Genomic DNA, 17415 nt, shown 5'->3' with positions numbered 1-17415 from the left:
AACATATTTTTTATGAAAGAACAGATAAAAGCTTATAATAGTGTATTGGATTTAATTGGGAATACACCGTTAATTAAACTCAATAGGATTACAGAGAATTTAGAAGGTAATTTTTACGCAAAGGTTGAATCATTCAACCCTGGTCATTCTACAAAAGACAGAATTGCTCTTTATATTATTGAAGAAGCTGAAAGGCAAGGATTACTCTCTCCTGGTGATACCATCATAGAAACTACTTCTGGTAACACCGGTTTTAGTTTGGCGATGGTAAGCATCATCAAAGGATACAACTGTATTTTAGCAGTAAGTTCAAAATCATCTAGAGATAAAATTGACATGCTACGTAGCATGGGAGCAAAGGTATATGTTTGTCCTGCTCACGTTTCTGCAGATGATGAACGTTCTTACTATAACGTAGCCAAACGTTTGCATGAAGAAACCAAAGGTTCAATTTATATCAATCAATATTTTAATCAATTAAATGTTGATGCTCACTATAAATCTACAGGTCCTGAAATTTGGGAACAAACCAACGGACAAATTACTCACTTGATTGCTTGCAGCGGAACTGGTGGAACATTATCCGGTGCTGCAAAGTTTTTGAAAGAAAAAAATCCAAATATCAGAATTTTAGGAGTTGATGCGTATGGTTCAGTGTTGAAAAAATACCATGAAACCAAAGAATTTGATAACGAAGAAATTTATCCTTACCGAATTGAAGGTTTGGGTAAAAACTTAATTCCTACTGCAACAGATTTTGATATTATTGATAAATTTATCAAAGTTACCGATGAGGAAAGTGCACATACAACAAGAGAAATTGCCGTTAAAGAAGGTTTATTTGTTGGTTACACTTCCGGAGCAGTTGTGCAAGCCATCAGACAATTTGCCGAAGAAGGCGAATTTGATGCTAATTCCAACGTTATTGCAATATTTCCAGATCACGGCTCACGTTATATGAGTAAAGTGTTTAGCGATGATTGGATGAATGAACAAGGATTTTTTGATAGTGTTAATTTGGAAGAAGTTCAGAAAATAGAATTTATTAAGTAACATAGAATTTAGAGAATATAGAAAACTCCAAGCTTTTAACTTGGAGTTTTTTATTATATTCCATTCAACCAAAAATTATTTTTCTAAAAAATCTATTATTTTTTGATTCACAACTTCAGGCTGATCGATAGTTAAAAAATGACCTGCATTTTCAATAGTAACCATTTCGCCTTTTGGAAGAAGTTCATTGCCCTTTTCTAAACTTTTTTGAGAATTTACTATATCATTATCTCCAATCATAATTAAAACAGGAATCGTAATCTTTTCAATTTCTTCTTTAGAAAACGGTTGCATTTGTATAAAACTCATGTTTGTTTTTGCAAATTTATTGGCTAAAAAAAACTGATTTTTATAAATTGGATGAATTTTTTCAGGATAAAAAGCAAAAGCATTCAATGTGTTTTCTAATTTTTTCTTGTTTGGAAAAAGTTTAAACATTAAAGCAGAAGAAGCTTTATGCATTTTATCTAAATTTTCCAACGTCTGTGCCGGACTCAACAAAACCATTTTGCTGATAGTGCTGTTTTCTTGGGTAGCTAATAAAGTTGCCAACCAACCTCCGCGAGAAGCACCTACTATTTTGATTTTTTTTAAATTATAATGTTTAAAAATTTCATTATACCAAGCGATGGTTTCTTCTTTTGAAATGGTTTCTCCACATGAAACAGATTTTCCGGGTTCCATTAAAAAATCGATGGCATACACGCGATGATTTTTAGATAATGCTTTGATGTTCGGATACCACATAGTTGAGCTAGCATCCATTCCGTGTAATAAAATCAATGGTTCTGCATTTTTTGGTCCAGTAATAATGACATGAGCTGTTCCATAACTCGTTTTTATATTTTCTTCTTGAAAAGGAATTTTCCAAAGCTTTAATGTCTCATTATAGGCCTTAATATATTTTGATTTCTCTTGTTTTCGTTTAAAAACATAATCGTCAATTTTAGTATCTTTTGTAGTATTACAACCCTTTAAAAAGAGCGATAAAACAAAAAGAATTATAATTTTTTTCATTTTAAAAATTTGTTTATAGTAAATTTAGTAATTTTAAATTCTATTGCAATTAATATTCCGAAAACTGAAGGTTGCTTAAATTTTTATAAATTCCACTTTCAATTTCTAAGAGTTCTTTGTGTGTTCCTTGTTCAGAAATAATTCCATTATTCAATACTAAGATATTATCAGCACTTCTAATAGTGGCTAATCGATGAGCGATGATTATGCTGGTTCTTCCTTTCATTAAAGTTTCTAAGGCTTCCTGAACGAGTTTTTCACTTTCACTATCTAATGAAGAAGTAGCTTCATCCAATATCAATATACTTGGGTTTTTTAATAAAGCTCTAGCAATTGCAATACGTTGCCGCTGTCCACCAGATAATTTAATGCCACGTTCTCCCACCAATGTTTCAAATTGTTCAGGAAAACCATTAATAAATTCTAAGGCATTCGCTTGTTTTGCCACCATTTGAATTTCTTCAAAAGAAGCATCCGGTTTACCATAAGCAATGTTTTCTTTGATGCTACCACCAAATAAGATAACATCTTGCGGCACAATACTCATATTACCGCGTAATTGTTCTAGATCGTAGTCGTAAATACTTTTATTATCGATGATAATTTCACCTGAATTCAAATCATAAAAACGAAGTAACAAAGCAGAAATTGTTGATTTTCCTGCACCACTTGGACCAACTAATGCAATTTTTTGACCAAATTTCACAGAAAAACTTACCCCTTTGAGTACTTCAATTTCTTTTCGTGACGGATAACTGAATCCTACATTTTTGAAGGTTACATTGCCTTGAATTTTTTCTGTTAGTTTCGGTTGGTTGCCATTGATGTTTTCCGGTTGTTCATTCAACAGTTCAAAAACACGTTCAGTAGCTCCAACCGCCTTTTGAATTTGAGCATACAATTCGGCAATTCCTCCAAAAGAAGCTCCAACAAAAGTGGAATACAACACAAATGTAATTAATTGACCAACAGTCATTTCTCCATTTATACTTAAAGTAACTCCATACCAAACCACAGCTACAATAGCACCAAACAAACAGAAAATAATGAAAGAAGCAAAATAACCTCTATATTGTCCGCCTTTGATTGCTATGGAAACAATTTCGCTTATTTTTCCACGGTAGCGTGCAATTTCATACCATTCGTTGGCAAACGCTTTAACGTTGCTTATTCCTTGCAATGTTTCTTCTACAATAACTTGACTTTCGGCTACGGAATCCTGCACTTTTTTTGAATATTTTCGAATAAAACGTCCAAAAATAACTGCTGCTACAGCCACTAGCGGAACCACTGCCAACATCATTAAAGTTAATTTTATGCTTTCGCTGGCTAGCAAGATTACTCCACCAATAATTAAGATGAATTGTCTTAAAAATTCTGCTATAGTAGTTGTAAGTGTATCCTGGATTTGATTGATGTCTGAACTAATTCGGCTATTTAATTCGCCCACTCGTTTTTGAGAAAAGAATGTCATGGGTAATTTTATCAAATTGGTATATAGAGCCAAACGAAGATTAGCTAATGTATTTTCGGTGAAATTCACAAATAAATACACTCTAAAAAACGAGAAAAAGGACTGTAGAAATAGAATAGCAATTAATCCTAAAGCCACATTGTTTGCGGCATCTAAATCTTTGTCTTTGACACAATCAACTAGCATTCCCATTAATTTTGGAAAAGCCAATGCTGTTCCACCTGTTAACAAAAGAAAAATTAATCCGATTAAAAATTTCCATCGATGCGTATCGGCATATTTGAATATGAGTAAGGCTTTACTAAGCGAAGAGGCACTTATTTTTGCTTTAGGCAAATCATTTTCTTTAAATCTAGCCATTTTTTTTGTAAAGTAAGTAATTTATAATTTGATAATAGTTGAACAATCTATAATTTTAAATCGTTATTAAAACTAAAAAACTCTCTAAAAAGAGAGTTTTAAATTAATCTGTAAGTGAAAAAGGAACTATTCCTGCATCGTGTGATACACATTCATCACATCATCATCTTCTTCAATTTTTTCTAATAATTTTTCAACATCAGCCATTTGTTCTGCAGTGACTTCTTTGGTAATTTGCGGAATTCTTTCAAAACCAGATGATAAAATTTCTATGTTTCTGTTTTCCAATTCTTTTTGAATGGCACCAAAACTTTCAAATGGAGCATACATTAGAATTCCGTCTTCGTCCGCAAAAATTTCTTCTACACCAAAATCAATCATTTCTAATTCTAAATCTTCTACATTTTGACCTTCAGCAGGAATTCTGAAATTACACGTATGATCAAACATAAATTCAACCGAACCTTGCGTTCCCATAGTTCCATTGCATTTGTTGAAGTAACTTCGAATGTTTGCTACTGTTCTATTATTATTGTCTGTGGCTGTTTCAATCAGAATGGCAATTCCGTGTGGAGCATACCCTTCAAACAAAACCTCTTTAAAGTTGGCTGTGTCTTTGTCTGACGCTTTTTTAATTGCTCTTTCAACATTGTCTTTTGGCATATTGGCAGCCTTGGCATTCTGAATAACGGCACGCAAACGAGAGTTGGTTTCCGCATTCGGACCACCTTCTTTCACAGCCATTACAATGTCTTTTCCTATTCTGGTGAACGTTTTGGCCATTGCTGACCAACGTTTCATTTTTCGTGCTTTTCTAAATTCAAATGCTCTTCCCATTTCTATTTATTTCAATATTCTGTTTGTTGTGCAAAAATAATACTTAAACCGTTATTTCAAAATGTTTTATTTCTTGTAAAATGGCATTTTTACAACCTTCGCTTTTACTTTATTATTTCTGATTCGAATGTAGATTTCAGAATCAACTGCTGAAAATTCAGTTTTCACATATCCCATTCCGATTCCTTTTCCAACAGTAGGAGCCATTGTTCCGGAAGTTACGATTCCGATGTTATTTCCGTCAGCATCCACAATTTCGTAGTCGTGACGTGGAATTCCTCTTTCTAATAATTCAAATCCAACTAATTTTTTGGTTACACCTTCTTCTTTTTGCTTTTTCAAGTTTTCAGAATTGGTGAATTCTTTTGTGAATTTGGTAATCCACCCCAAACCCACTTCTAATGGCGAAGTAGTGTCGTTGATGTCGTTTCCATACAAACAAAAGCCCATTTCTAAACGTAATGTATCTCTGGCAGCTAAGCCTATTGGTTTAATTCCGAAAGATGCTCCGGCTTCAAAAACTTTGTTCCAAATTTGTTCTACTTCTGAATTTTTACAATAGATTTCAAATCCACCTGAACCGGTATAACCTGTTGCTGAGATGATTACGTTTTCAATTCCTGCAAAATCTGCTACTTCAAAATGATAATATTTAATTTCAGATAAATTGATTGATGTCAATGATTGCATTGCATCCACCGCTTTTGGACCTTGAATTGCCAATAAAGAATAATCTTCTGAAAAATCTTTCATTTCCACACCTAAGTCATTGTGCGAGGAAATCCAATTCCAATCTTTTTCAATATTAGAAGCATTTACAACCAATAAATACTGCTCTTCTTTTATTTTGTAAACAATTAAATCATCCACTATACCACCTTGATTATTAGGTAAACAAGAGTATTGAGCTCTACCGATAGTTAAGGTAGATGCATCGTTGGAAGTAACTTTTTGAATCAAAGCCAAAGCATTCGGACCGGTTAACAAAAACTCACCCATGTGTGATACGTCAAAAACACCTACGCCATTACGCACGGTTTCGTGTTCAACGGTTACTCCTTCATATTGAACCGGCATGTTATATCCGGCAAATGGTACTAATTTAGCTCCTAGACTTTCGTGAATGTGCGTTAATGCAGTATTTTTCATTAGTTTGTTGTGTGAAAATTGAAGTGGCTAATTTATTAAAAATAATACGATTTTTGAATGAAATTAATGCTCAAATTTATTTAATTGTTACTATTTGATTCTATTACTCAATATTCTTGCATTTTTCGAAATTCTGTTAAAAAATATTTTTAATCACAATCCAAAAACCTATATTTACTTTTTATATATAATTAAGATTACGATTAAATTGATTGCATGAAGCCAGCAGAAAATATACTACCACAACAGCTTGAAAAAGAAATTATTGAACCCCAACTCAATTTGCTTTTAACCACCGATGAAGATGATGACCGACCTGTGTATATCTCCGGAAATTTTAACAATTGGATTACACAAGACAAGAATTTTCAAATGGAGAAAGTTGGAAAGGGACTCTATCACTATAAATTTTCCACCGATTTTGTTTATCCCGACGAATTGTTATACAAATTTACGAGAGGTGATTGGAGTGAAGTTGAAATTGATAAATACGGTAACAGAACCGAAAACCGTTCGTGCAAACAACACAATGGCGTAAAAAAGGAGCATGTTGCCAAATGGCGTAAAAATTGGTTGCCTTTTAAACCCAATTTTTTACCCAAAGTTCATTTAGTTTCCGAAGAATTTGAAATTCCACAACTGAATAAAAAACGTAAAGTTTGGGCTTTATTGCCTTATGATTATGAGACTTCTACAGAACATTATCCGGTAATGTATTTGCAAGATGCTCAGAATCTATTTAATGAAAAAGCTCAATACGGTAATTGGGAAATTGATAAAAAACTCGCTGTAATGGCGGAATATAATATTGGTAAAATAATCGTAATTGCCATAGAACACGCTGATAACGAACGAATATTAGAATACAATGTTGGTAATACGGTTCTCGGAACGGGTCAAGGTAAAAAGTACATTCGATTTTTAACCGATACTTTAAAACCATTTATTGATGAAAATTTTAGAACCAAACCGGAACGTGAGTTTACAGGAATTGGTGGAAGTTCGATGGGTGGATTAGTAAGTATTTTTAGTGGAATTATGTATCCCGAAGTCTTTGGTAAATTGATGATTTTTTCGCCATCACTTTGGGTTGTTCCAAAAATAAAATTGTCTTTTTTGGATATGGATGAACCGCAAGATACCCGAATTTACTTGTACGCCGGCGGTGATGAAAGTGCCACGATGATTGACCACGTGAAGAATTTCAAAAAGCGATTACTCAAAAAAGATGCATTGAATGATAAAATGAAAGTGCGATTGAGCATTAACGAACAAGGAAAACACAACGAAGTGTATTGGAGTGATGAATTTCCGAAAGCAATTGAATGGTTGTTTTTTAGTACGAAAGAAGAGTAACAATATCAATGACAATTAGAATGTCAAAAATCAATAAAATTTACAATGAAAATCCATTATACAAACAATCAATCTCATAAAAAATTAAATTTAATTCCGCTTTTGGAAACAGAAGAGGCGATTATTTTTGATGAAATTCATTTATCGAAAACTATTTTTTCAGGAAAAAAAGACAGTCTTTATTTTTATGAAAAGGATGAAAATATCTTTTTATTCATTGGTTTGGGAAAGGATCCGGATTATAGATCAATTAAAACGACATTCAGAAGAATTTCTGCGAAACAAAAATCTTATTTTAAAGAAGAAGCCAAATTGTTTCTTTCCGGCGATTTATCCACAGATAATATAGAAGCGATTATTTCCGGTTTATGGCTGGGAACGTATCAATTAGGGCATTACAAAAAGGATAAAAAGCAGCATCCGTTGGAATTAGAAGATTTTATTTTAGAAATTAATTCTTATTCAGATGTCAAAAATGCCATTGATAAAGGTTTAAAAATCGCCAATGCTCAATTGGAAACCTATCATTTAGTAGATTTACCTCCCAATAAAATTACTCCAAAACATTTAGCCGATTGGGCGATGGATGCGGGAAAGAAATTCGGATTTTCAGTCGAAGTTTTCAGTCAGCAAAAGTCAAAAGATGTAGGATTAGATGCTTTTGTTTCCGTAGGAAAAGGAAGTGCGAATGAATCGCAATTTATCGTGATGGATTATCAACCCGAAAATGCTAAAAAACACATCGGTTTGGTTGGGAAAGGAATCACGTTTGACACAGGCGGACTCAACATCAAAACGGCAGGAATGGTTCATATGAAGTGCGATATGGCTGGTGGTGCAGCGGTTTTAGGAGCAATGCAATTGATTGCTGATTTACAACTTCCTTATCGAGTAACGGCGATTGTCCCTGCTTGTGAAAATTCGGTGGATGCCAATTCGTTTTTGCCTAGTGATGTGATTGGAAGTTACAGCGGTCATTCCATCGAAATTATTGATACCGATGCCGAAGGAAGATTGATTTTAGCCGATGGTTTATCCTATTTAATCAAAAATTTCAATCCTGAAACGGTGATTGATTTAGCTACTTTAACAGGAAGTAGCGTTGCCACTTTTGGAAATGAGTGTGGAGCATTATTTACAAATAATGAATTGTTAGTCAAACAATTACAGCTTGCCGGAGATGGAATAGGGGAGCGTTTGTGGCCATTGCCATTATGGGATGCTTATAAATCGGATATTGAAAGTGAAATTGCTGATGTGAAAAATTACTCCGGAAAACCGGTGGCGGGAGCGATTTCTGCTGCCAAGTTTTTAGAATTTTTTACCGAAAATCATACCTCTTGGGCACATCTTGACATTGCCGGTGTCACTTTCGTGGATGATGAATTTGCCAAAACCAAACACGCAACAGCTTTTGGCGTGCATTTAATTACTAATTTTATTGAAAACCAATAGTTTATGGAAAATAATACCAAAACCTTCATCTGTATTTCCAATTATTTTAAAGGAAATGATTTTTTAATTAATTTGAAGAAATTAGGAAACAAAGTTTTTCTGATCACTTCCGAAAAACTTCGTGACAAACCGTGGGCTTTTGATTCGATTGATGAAATTTTTTATATGCCGGGCCAAGATATTGATTGGGATTTGGATATGCTTTTGCAAGGTGTTGCCGGATTAATGCGAACTGAAAAAGTGGATGCTATTGTAGCTTTAGACGATTTTGATGTAGAAAAAGCAACCTATTTACGTGAAAACTTGCGTGTGGACGGAATGGGGCAAACCACCGGAAGGTATTTCCGTGACAAATTGGCTATGCGAGTAAAAGCTCACGCTGAGGGTGTTCCGGTTCCGCCTTTTAGTGCGTTGTTTAATGATGAATACATCAATCATTTTGCAGAAACTGTTTCGCCGCCTTGGGTTTTAAAACCGCGTTCGGAAGCTTCAGCAAACGGAATTATGAAAGTGCATTCGAAAGAAGAATTATGGGAAAAAATACACGAATTAGGCGGAAATCGCATTAAATATTTAGTGGAACAATTTAAACCCGGAGCTGTCTATCATTGTGATGGATTGAATTTTAACAGTAAAGTTTTATTCAGTTTAACATCGCAATATTTGGCTACACCGATGGAGATTTCGCAAGGTGGCGGTATTTTTAGAAGTGCCAATATTCCATATAATTCTGCCGATGACAAAGCCATCAAAAAAGTGAATGAGCAAGTGATGAAAGCGTTTGGTATGAAGCACGGAGCTACGCACACCGAGTTTATCAAATGTAATGAAGATGGAAAAATTTACTTTTTAGAAACTTCTTCGCGAGTGGGTGGAGCTCATTTGGCTGAGATGGTGGAAGCCGCTTCCGACATTAATTTGTGGGGAGAATGGGCAAAAATTGAAGATGCTTTAGTGAGAGGAAAAGAATACAAAGTTCCTTCGCAAAAGAAACAATTCGCCGGAATTGTTCTGACGTTATCCAAATTTGAACAGCCTGATTTGAGTGGATTTAATGATAGCGAAGTATGTTTCCGTGTGCCGTTGGAATACCACGCGGGATTGATTGTAAAATGCGACAAACACGAGCGAGTTCGTGAATTATTAGATGATTATGCGGAGCGATTGGTGCGAGACTTTGCTACAGTTGCAGAACAACAGGCGGTTAAAAAATTACATTAATTATTTTTAGCTACAAATTGTACTTAATTTATTGCTTTTCTAGCCACGAATTACACTAATTTCACGAATTATGAGAATTGTATTTTTTTAAAATTAGTGAAAATTCGTGTAATTCGTGGCAACTTACAAAATGAAAAAATATAATTCATATAATTTTCATAAACATACTTTCTGCCTTTGGAAAGAAGTTTCTCAAACGGATTTTGAGTTGCAAAAATCGCATTTCAAAAGTAAGTCAGGAAGTGAATATTTTTTTACCGAGGAAGGTGTGTATCGCATCTCCAACCATTGGGGAAGAGCCGCCAATTGCCGTTGGCGATTGTTACCATTAACCGACTATAAAAACCAACACACCAAAATAGGTTTTGCCCGCTGGACAGATTTTTACCCCAATGATGAAACCGCCAACTTATTCTTTATTCAAGTGGATTTTGAACAGAAAACAATTGATTTTTTTCATAAAGATATGCCGTTTTATGATGGAAAAGCTGCGTTACGAAATGCTTCTGAAACTGCCAAAACGATTAAAACAATTAAACAAATTTTAAATGAAGATGATTGGGCGAAGTATTTGGGATATGAGGATTTGGAGGGTTTACGAAAAGAAATTGTGACGAAAATAATTTATGATGGGATGAGTTTTGGAGAGATTAGAAGAAAATATTATTGAGTTTTTTAAACATTAAGACATTAAGATTGATTTCATTAAGGTTTAAATCTTAATGTCTTAATGTTTATTAATGTCTTAATGTTTAAAAGATTTAATGTTATTTCTCAAACATCCCAACGGTTCCACCAACCCAATCTTTATCTTTATTAAACTTCACACCAATCATTTCGCCACGGCTTAGTCGCACTAAGTTGGTGACTAAAGTAGGCGAGGGAGCATCTTTTTTCCAAACGGCTAATAACCGGACTTCGGCTTTTACTTTGCCATCCGGTGATTGAATGATCGGAAGGTAGTTTACTTTTTTCTGAAGAATGTATAAGTCTTTTTCTGTTACAGCTTCGATGTCTTCCTTTTTCACGTGAAAGATTACGCCACTTCCGGAGAAAGAAAACAACGGTTTAAGTACATAATTTTCTAAATCGGTTGGAATTTCTTTTAAATCGCTTAATAAAGTGGTTTCAATAAAATATTTTCCTTTTAAATAAGGCAAAATAAATTTACTGATGCGGAAAAACCAATTCGGATGTCCGGCCCATTCTACGTCTAAATCGGCAGAAAAATCAAAGTTGAGTTGCAAGTCGGTTCGCAAATCCAATTCGTCAAAAATCACGCGATTATAGATTCGTTTTACTTCAATTTCAATTCCTTTATCATTGGTATAAAACAGCTTTTTTCCTTTTTGAATTAATTCCGTCACACAAATTACCGGAATTCCGATGTCGCGTTTGCAGTAATAAAAATCAATTTTGGTGTTTTGCTTTTCAGGCTCAATTTCCAACAGAATTACATTTTCTTTTGGGTAATTATTGCAAATCACTTCTTCGATTAATTTCAAATACGATTCGTTATCCAAACCATTTAGATAAGGAGTCAATTCATTTAGAAAAGGGTAGAGGTCAGCAAATTTTTGAGACAAATGATTCTGAAAATTAAACAATGAAGGAAATCCTTGTACTTCAATTAGCTTCGAAATAACTTTTCCATCTTCTTCGCAAATACCAAAATCGATGGCTAGAAAAGTGGTGTGATTGTCTTCGTTTGGAACTTTTCTATTTAATTCTAATGCTCTGTTTGTTAATTCTTTGAAGTTGTCTTGTTGAATAAAAGCTATCACTTCATTACAACCTTCTAACAATTGAGCTTTTAATTCATTTGATATGAAAAAAGGCGTTTCTCCAATTCTGAAAGTCGGTTTATAATCAAAATCAGCTGTGATTGAATCAATTAACTGATTGTATTTTTCGGTTGAGAATTCTTCTTTGAATTGTTTTCTGAAAGCTGTATTCATTGTAAAACATTTTTAAAAAAAAGACACAAAAGAAATTACTAGTGTGCCTTTTTTGAAATTTAAAATTATAAAACTTAGTTAGATAGTATTTTTTTATGTTTCATCAAATCGTTGATGGCGATACGAAGAAAGTTTGGAATAATCGTTTCGTTTGTGCGATAGATTTTCTCTTCATCAACCAAATCTTCTAACATTTTTAGAAACTTTGGACGACCTTTCATCTTGATGATTTTTTCTTTGAAACTTTTATTTTTCATATGAGCCAGGAAACTCAGCGGGTCGGCTTCCGGATGAAATTGCAATCCAACAAATTCATTGGAAAAACGAATTCCCATAATTGCTCGTTCGTATTGCACGTGATCACGGATTTTTTCTAACGCAATGATTTGAGCACCCATTTTTTTGATGTTTTTCAGTTTAGGCTGAATCACTTGAAAATCACGGCTGTCAATCGTATAAAACGGATTGTCTAACCCCTCAAACAACGGATCTGTTAGACCTTCATTCACTTTATGTGTAGTCATTACGCCAAAAGATGTGTCTTTTCGCTTGTTAATTTCAGCTAAACCAAAGTGCTTGCAAGCCATTTGAAACGAATGACAAATAAATAAAACGTGCTTTTTCATTTCGTTTTCGTTATTCCAATTCCAAATCGAATCGATAAGGTTGAAATAATTCACGTCCCATACTCCGTCGCCTTCCAGCGGATTTCCTGGACCACCAGAAGATATGAAAATATCAAATTTTTTGATGTCTGGCAGCTCGTTTTTTCCACGAACATCAAAAACCTGAAAACTAACCATTTGATTAAAGCGATTGATAATATCATAAATACAACGCATTCCCTGGTTGGGTTCGCCGTCGTACATATCTAAAATCGCTATTTTTATTTGTGAATTCATTTGGTAACAATTTATTGATGCAAAGATAACGCTTTTGATTTAGTTGGCTGATAAGGTTTTATTGTTGTTTATTCAATAGAAATTAACAATTCTTGATTTTACTTTTATTAAATACATTTTTTAATGGAACACGGATTTTATGGATTAGATGGATTTTCGCGGATTTTATTTTTGAAGCTTTGCTTAATGGATTTAAATGGATTTGATTGAGCGAACATTTTTGCCCGTCAAGACGGGAGATTCCTATTTCGACTTCGTCGTCTTTCGGAATGACAAAAATGGTTCTAACTTCTTCCTTCTAAATTCCCTTAGTAAACTCGCTCGTGATAAAATCGACAACTTTGGTTAAATCTTGTGTTTGTTCAAAAATGGCTAATTGTTTGGCGGCTCCGGTTCCTTCACGAAGGATGGTGTGCACATAATTAATTTCGTCACGACTTCCCAATTCATCCACTACATCATCAATAAATTCAAGTAGTTCGAGAATTAAATCTTTGGTTGGAACTTCTTTTTGCAAACCAAAATCAATCATATTTCCTTGCACTCCATAACGAGCGGCACGGAATTTATTTTCTTTTATCAATGCCAATCGATACACATTAAAACTTGTGTTTGCTGTATTCAATTTATACAGTTTTGCTACTATTGCTTGAATGATAGCCACAATACAAATTGTTTCATCCACGGTTAAACTCATATCGCAAATGCGGAATTCAATCGTGTTATAAAAAGGATGCAAACGCAAATCCCACCAAATTTTCTTCGGATTATCGATGCAATTGGTTTTTACTAATGTTTCTAAAAAATTGTCATACGATTGAACTGAATCAAAATATTCCGGTAAACCGGTTCGAGGAAATTTATCAAAAACTTTTGTTCTAAACGATTTGTAACCGGTATTTCTTCCTTCCCAAAAAGGTGAATTTGTTGAAAGCGAAAAAATATGCGGTAAGAAATAACACGCTTGGTTAATCAATTGCAAACCAACTTCTCGGCTTTCAATTCCAACGTGGCAATGCATTCCGAAAATCAGATTGGAACGAGCGGCATCTTGCAATTCGTTTACAATGTTGTGGTAACGAGGATCATCGGTAATCGGTTGATCTTGCCATTTGGAAAACGGATGCGTTCCGGCAGCACCAACTACCAAACCTTGATTGGCGGCTAATTCAACAATTTTTTTACGTAAAAAAGTAATTTCTTCTCTGGCTTCTTTAACGTTTTTACAGATGTTTGTACCAACTTCTACCACAGATTGGTGCATTTCGGCTTTCACTTGTTCCTGAAGAATGATTTTAGCTCCATCTACAATTTTAGACATGTGCGAACGCAAGTCTCTTGTTTCCGGGTCAATTATCAAGTATTCTTCTTCTACACCGAGTGTAAAAACGGGTAATTCTTTCTTCATAGTCGTTCTTTTATTCTATTTAAAAGGAGTTTATTAAAATCGTTTGGCGTCGTTTACAGAACCTTTCATAAAAGTTCCCCAAGTCAAGTTCATTTGACCGTATTTGTGTTTTTTAGCGTATTCAATGGCCATATTCGCTGCTTCCTCTACAACCCATTCAAAATTTTCTTTTCCAACGGAAGTCAATTCAGCATCTGGAGCAGGATTTCCAAAATCGATGGCATACGGAATTCCGTCTCTAACGGCAAATTCAACCGTATTAAAATCGTATCCTAAACCTTTACATAATCGCAACGTATAATCTTTAACGGTTGCTAATAATTTTTTATCAGCCGGAGGTCCATCCACAACATAACGCAAATGATGCGGATTTCTTGGTTCATATGGCATAATTCTGACCGCTTTTCCACCTAAACAATAGACACGGAAATACTGATCAAAAACAATTTCTTCTTGCAAAAGCATTACTAATTGTCCGGTTTCACGGTGAACTTCCCAAAATTCATCACGATTTTCAAGTCGATATACATTTTTCCAACCACCGCCGGCGTAGGGTTTCATATAGGCCGGAAATTTTACATAATCAAAAATCGTTTCCCAATCCATTGGATAGGCTAAATTTCGAAATGATTTGCTGGTTGTGTCGGTTGGATGTTCAGCAGAAGGCAAGATCACTGTATTTGGCAATGGAACGCCTAAAACATCCGCTAAACAGTTGTTGAAAAACTTGTCATCCGCACTCCACCAAAATGGATTGTTGATTACAGCGGTTCCGGTTAAAGCTGCATTTTTTAGATAAGCTCTATAAAACGGCACATCTTGCGAAATACGGTCGATGATAACAGCATATTCTGTGGCTTTGTTTTGCACGACTTTATCAATGGAAACAGCTTCGGCTACAATGCCTTTTTCGTTTTTTGAATTCACTCGATCAATAAATGCTTGGGGGAAGGTGTCTTCCATTCCAAATAAAATTCCAATTTTCTTCATGGTTGGTAAGTGTTATGTTGTTTAAAAAAATTTAATTCTTGATAAATAGTGTGGAAACATTTCTTTCCAGGCCGGCCAATCGTGTTCGCGATCTTGACGCACATCCAGCCAATGCGGAATATCGCGATGGGCGAGGACTCGGCTGAGTTTTAAATTGGCATCAAAACAAATATCCCAATTGGAAGTCCCGAGAACAATGTCCATATTCCACAATTCACGATCATTTAATCCGTGGAGATAATCTTCAGGACTGTTATAAAAAACATTATCGTCGTGAAAACCATCCATAAAACTTTTGATATTAAAAGCTCCTCCCATCGAAAACATATGGCTAACGTAACCAGGATGACGAAATGCAAAATTGGCTGCGTGATATCCTCCAAAACTACAACCGGCAACGGCAACTTTTCCTGAGTAGGTATTGTTTTTAACTCTTTCTACAATTTCATGACAAATCATCTTATCATACCAAACATGGTTTTGAATTCGATGTGTAGGATGAATTTTTTTGTTATAAAAGCTGTCTTTATCAATACTATCTGGACAAAAAATCTGAATTAACCCTTGTTCGATATACCATTTAGCAGAAGCAATCAAACCTTGGTCTCTATTTTCATGATAACTTCCCATTGATGTTGGGAATAAAATTACAGGATAACCGGCGTGACCAAAAACCAACATTTGAATTTCTCTGCCAAGGTTAGGGGAGTGCCATTTGAAGTATTCTTCTCTCATATCATTCGTTTTAACAATAATAATGAAAAAATATCATATAAAGCTACAAAAGATTGAGTTTTGATTATTTTTATGATTTAGCCTTTAACAATTTAAAAAGGGTGTAAAAAGCTCAAAAAAAGTATTGATATTGGGGTTTCGATTTAAGTATTTGCAAAAAAAAATATATTCTTATTAATTGGAAGAAGTAATAATGTATTTAAAATCATACTAAATCAATCTAAAAAATGAAATATTTTAATCTAAAGAATGAAAAATCTTAATTAAAAGATGTAAATTTAGTGTAGTAATTTTAATTTGGTAAGAGATGAAAAATATAGTATACATAGTTTTTATTGGAATTTTTGTGGGATGTTCTACTAAAACCAACACAGAAAGTAAAACCATTATTCCAGAAGCTCCTTTATTGAAATCGAAAACAGAAGGTTATTTTAAAGCGATTGGTACAGAACCATTTTGGGGTTTAGAGATTTCAGAAGAGATGATACGTTTTCAAGGAATAGAGGCCGGAAGTGAATTTACAGCTCCACATGTTGAACCGATTCGTGCCATGGATGCCAATGTGAAATTATATCGCGTAAACACTGAAAGTGGAGAAATAGAAGTAACGATTAGTATGCAAAACTGTTCTGACGGTATGTCTGATAATAAACATGATTATAAAGTGGATCTTAATTTAAGAAGAAATAATCAAAAGGAAAATGTGAACTATTCCGGGTGTGGAAATTATATTGCTGATTATCGATTATTTGACATTTGGCTTTTAGAAGAATTGGAAGGTAAAAATGTGACTTTAGCTGATTTTGCTAAAGAAATTCCGTTATTAGAAATAAATTCATCTGAAAAGAAATTTATTGGCTATGGTGGTTGTAATCGTATTTCAGGAAAAATTTTCCAAGAACGAGAATTGTTGCGGTTTACGAACATTATTTCCACAAAAATGGTTTGCGGTGAAACTAATATGGAAAGTGCTTTCCTAAAAGCATTGCAAAGTTCGACCGAATATAAAATTAAAAACAATCGCTTGTATTTAACAAATCAGGACGGTATGAAAGTTATCTTTAAGAAAGTTGATTAAGATGCTTGCTGCGTATCAAACAGCATAATATTGCTTTTTAATCTTTCAATCAACATATTCATCATTCTTTTATTAAGGTTTGATGAATTTTTTATGTAGACTTCATATTCATTTATGGTAAATAACCCAATCACCATTCCTTTTAATGAGTTTCTGAATTTAATATCTTTTTGGATTGAATTCTCAATAAACTGCAATTTCTTCTCTGTTGAATAGGAATAAAAATCATTCTTATGTTTTGAAATATAGTTTTTAAAAACATCAACAAACAAATCATTTTGAAGTTTTAGAATAGGGCGGATGGTTTGATTTTGAAACCTTTCTTCAGCAGAAGATTGTTCGGTTACCACGCCAAGAGCTTCACCTCTGTTTTCGATAATATAACTATGTCTTGTTGTCATGATTTTTTATTTTAAAGTTAT

16 protein-coding genes are annotated in these 17415 nt (G+C 34.0%); 6 read left to right on the top strand and 10 right to left on the bottom strand.

Going from position 1 to position 17415, the window contains the following annotated elements; translation table 11 throughout:
- The first annotated feature begins 12 nt into the window (after positions 1-12).
- A complete protein-coding gene (gene capA / locus AC23MC_RS09975; RefSeq protein ID WP_487568188.1) occupies positions 13-1053 on the top strand; it encodes a cysteate synthase in 1041 nt (346 codons plus the stop codon).
- 75 nt (positions 1054-1128) lie between these two features.
- Here capA and AC23MC_RS09970 read toward each other — a convergent pair whose 3' ends face one another.
- From AC23MC_RS09970 to gcvT, 4 genes are all read right to left on the bottom strand, one after another.
- A complete protein-coding gene (locus AC23MC_RS09970) occupies positions 1129-2070 on the bottom strand; it encodes an alpha/beta fold hydrolase (RefSeq protein ID WP_487568189.1) in 942 nt (313 codons plus the stop codon).
- A gap of 49 nt (positions 2071-2119) precedes the next feature.
- Positions 2120-3904, bottom strand: coding sequence for an ABC transporter ATP-binding protein (locus tag AC23MC_RS09965; protein WP_487568190.1), 1785 nt, complete (start codon positions 3902-3904; stop codon positions 2120-2122).
- Between the two features lie 126 nt (positions 3905-4030).
- Entirely contained in the window at positions 4031-4741 is a 711-nt protein-coding gene (locus AC23MC_RS09960) for a YebC/PmpR family DNA-binding transcriptional regulator (RefSeq protein ID WP_248433913.1), read from the bottom strand.
- A gap of 66 nt (positions 4742-4807) precedes the next feature.
- A complete protein-coding gene (gcvT, locus tag AC23MC_RS09955) occupies positions 4808-5890 on the bottom strand; it encodes a glycine cleavage system aminomethyltransferase GcvT (RefSeq protein ID WP_487568191.1) in 1083 nt (360 codons plus the stop codon).
- 216 nt (positions 5891-6106) lie between these two features.
- Here gcvT and AC23MC_RS09950 point away from each other — a divergent pair, with 216 nt between their 5' ends.
- The 4 genes from AC23MC_RS09950 (at position 6107) to AC23MC_RS09935 (ending at position 10592) form a co-directional block, all read left to right on the top strand.
- Complete coding sequence (locus AC23MC_RS09950; RefSeq protein ID WP_487568192.1) at positions 6107-7246, top strand: alpha/beta hydrolase; 1140 nt, start codon at positions 6107-6109, stop codon at positions 7244-7246.
- Between the two features lie 45 nt (positions 7247-7291).
- The gene (locus tag AC23MC_RS09945; RefSeq protein ID WP_487568193.1) at positions 7292-8701 is read left to right on the top strand and encodes a leucyl aminopeptidase family protein; all 1410 of its coding nucleotides are present in this window, start codon (positions 7292-7294) and stop codon (positions 8699-8701) included.
- Between the two features lie 3 nt (positions 8702-8704).
- Entirely contained in the window at positions 8705-9922 is a 1218-nt protein-coding gene (locus AC23MC_RS09940; RefSeq protein WP_487568194.1) for an ATP-grasp domain-containing protein, read from the top strand.
- Positions 9923-10052: 130 nt separating this feature from the next.
- Entirely contained in the window at positions 10053-10592 is a 540-nt protein-coding gene (locus AC23MC_RS09935; RefSeq protein WP_487568195.1) for a hypothetical protein, read from the top strand.
- A gap of 97 nt (positions 10593-10689) precedes the next feature.
- Here AC23MC_RS09935 and AC23MC_RS09930 read toward each other — a convergent pair whose 3' ends face one another.
- The 5 genes from AC23MC_RS09930 to AC23MC_RS09910 all read right to left on the bottom strand — a co-directional run bounded on the left by AC23MC_RS09930 (position 10690) and on the right by AC23MC_RS09910 (position 15915).
- Entirely contained in the window at positions 10690-11880 is a 1191-nt protein-coding gene (locus tag AC23MC_RS09930) for a hypothetical protein (protein WP_487568196.1), read from the bottom strand.
- Positions 11881-11954: 74 nt separating this feature from the next.
- The gene (locus AC23MC_RS09925; protein ID WP_487568197.1) at positions 11955-12782 is read right to left on the bottom strand and encodes a type 1 glutamine amidotransferase; all 828 of its coding nucleotides are present in this window, start codon (positions 12780-12782) and stop codon (positions 11955-11957) included.
- Between the two features lie 298 nt (positions 12783-13080).
- Positions 13081-14190, bottom strand: coding sequence for a carboxylate-amine ligase (locus tag AC23MC_RS09920; protein ID WP_487568198.1), 1110 nt, complete (start codon positions 14188-14190; stop codon positions 13081-13083).
- Between the two features lie 33 nt (positions 14191-14223).
- A complete protein-coding gene (locus AC23MC_RS09915) occupies positions 14224-15180 on the bottom strand; it encodes an ATP-grasp domain-containing protein (RefSeq protein ID WP_487568199.1) in 957 nt (318 codons plus the stop codon).
- 21 nt (positions 15181-15201) lie between these two features.
- Complete coding sequence (locus AC23MC_RS09910; RefSeq protein ID WP_487568200.1) at positions 15202-15915, bottom strand: esterase family protein; 714 nt, start codon at positions 15913-15915, stop codon at positions 15202-15204.
- A 307-nt stretch (positions 15916-16222) separates the two neighbouring features.
- On the opposite strand from AC23MC_RS09910, the gene AC23MC_RS09905 reads away from it, so the two are divergent.
- Entirely contained in the window at positions 16223-16993 is a 771-nt protein-coding gene (locus tag AC23MC_RS09905) for an META domain-containing protein (protein WP_487568201.1), read from the top strand.
- Here AC23MC_RS09905 and AC23MC_RS09900 read toward each other — a convergent pair.
- On the bottom strand, positions 16990-17394 hold the full coding sequence (locus AC23MC_RS09900) for a glyoxalase (protein ID WP_487568202.1): 405 nt from the start codon (positions 17392-17394) through the stop codon (positions 16990-16992). The two genes, AC23MC_RS09905 and AC23MC_RS09900, sit on opposite strands and share 4 nt — an antisense overlap.
- Between the last annotated feature and the right edge of the window lie 21 nt (positions 17395-17415).

Source organism: Flavobacterium sp. T50_26 (assembly GCF_057652995.1).
Note: the sequence above shows the minus strand (reverse complement) of the source record. Positions and strands in the feature narration are given on the sequence as shown.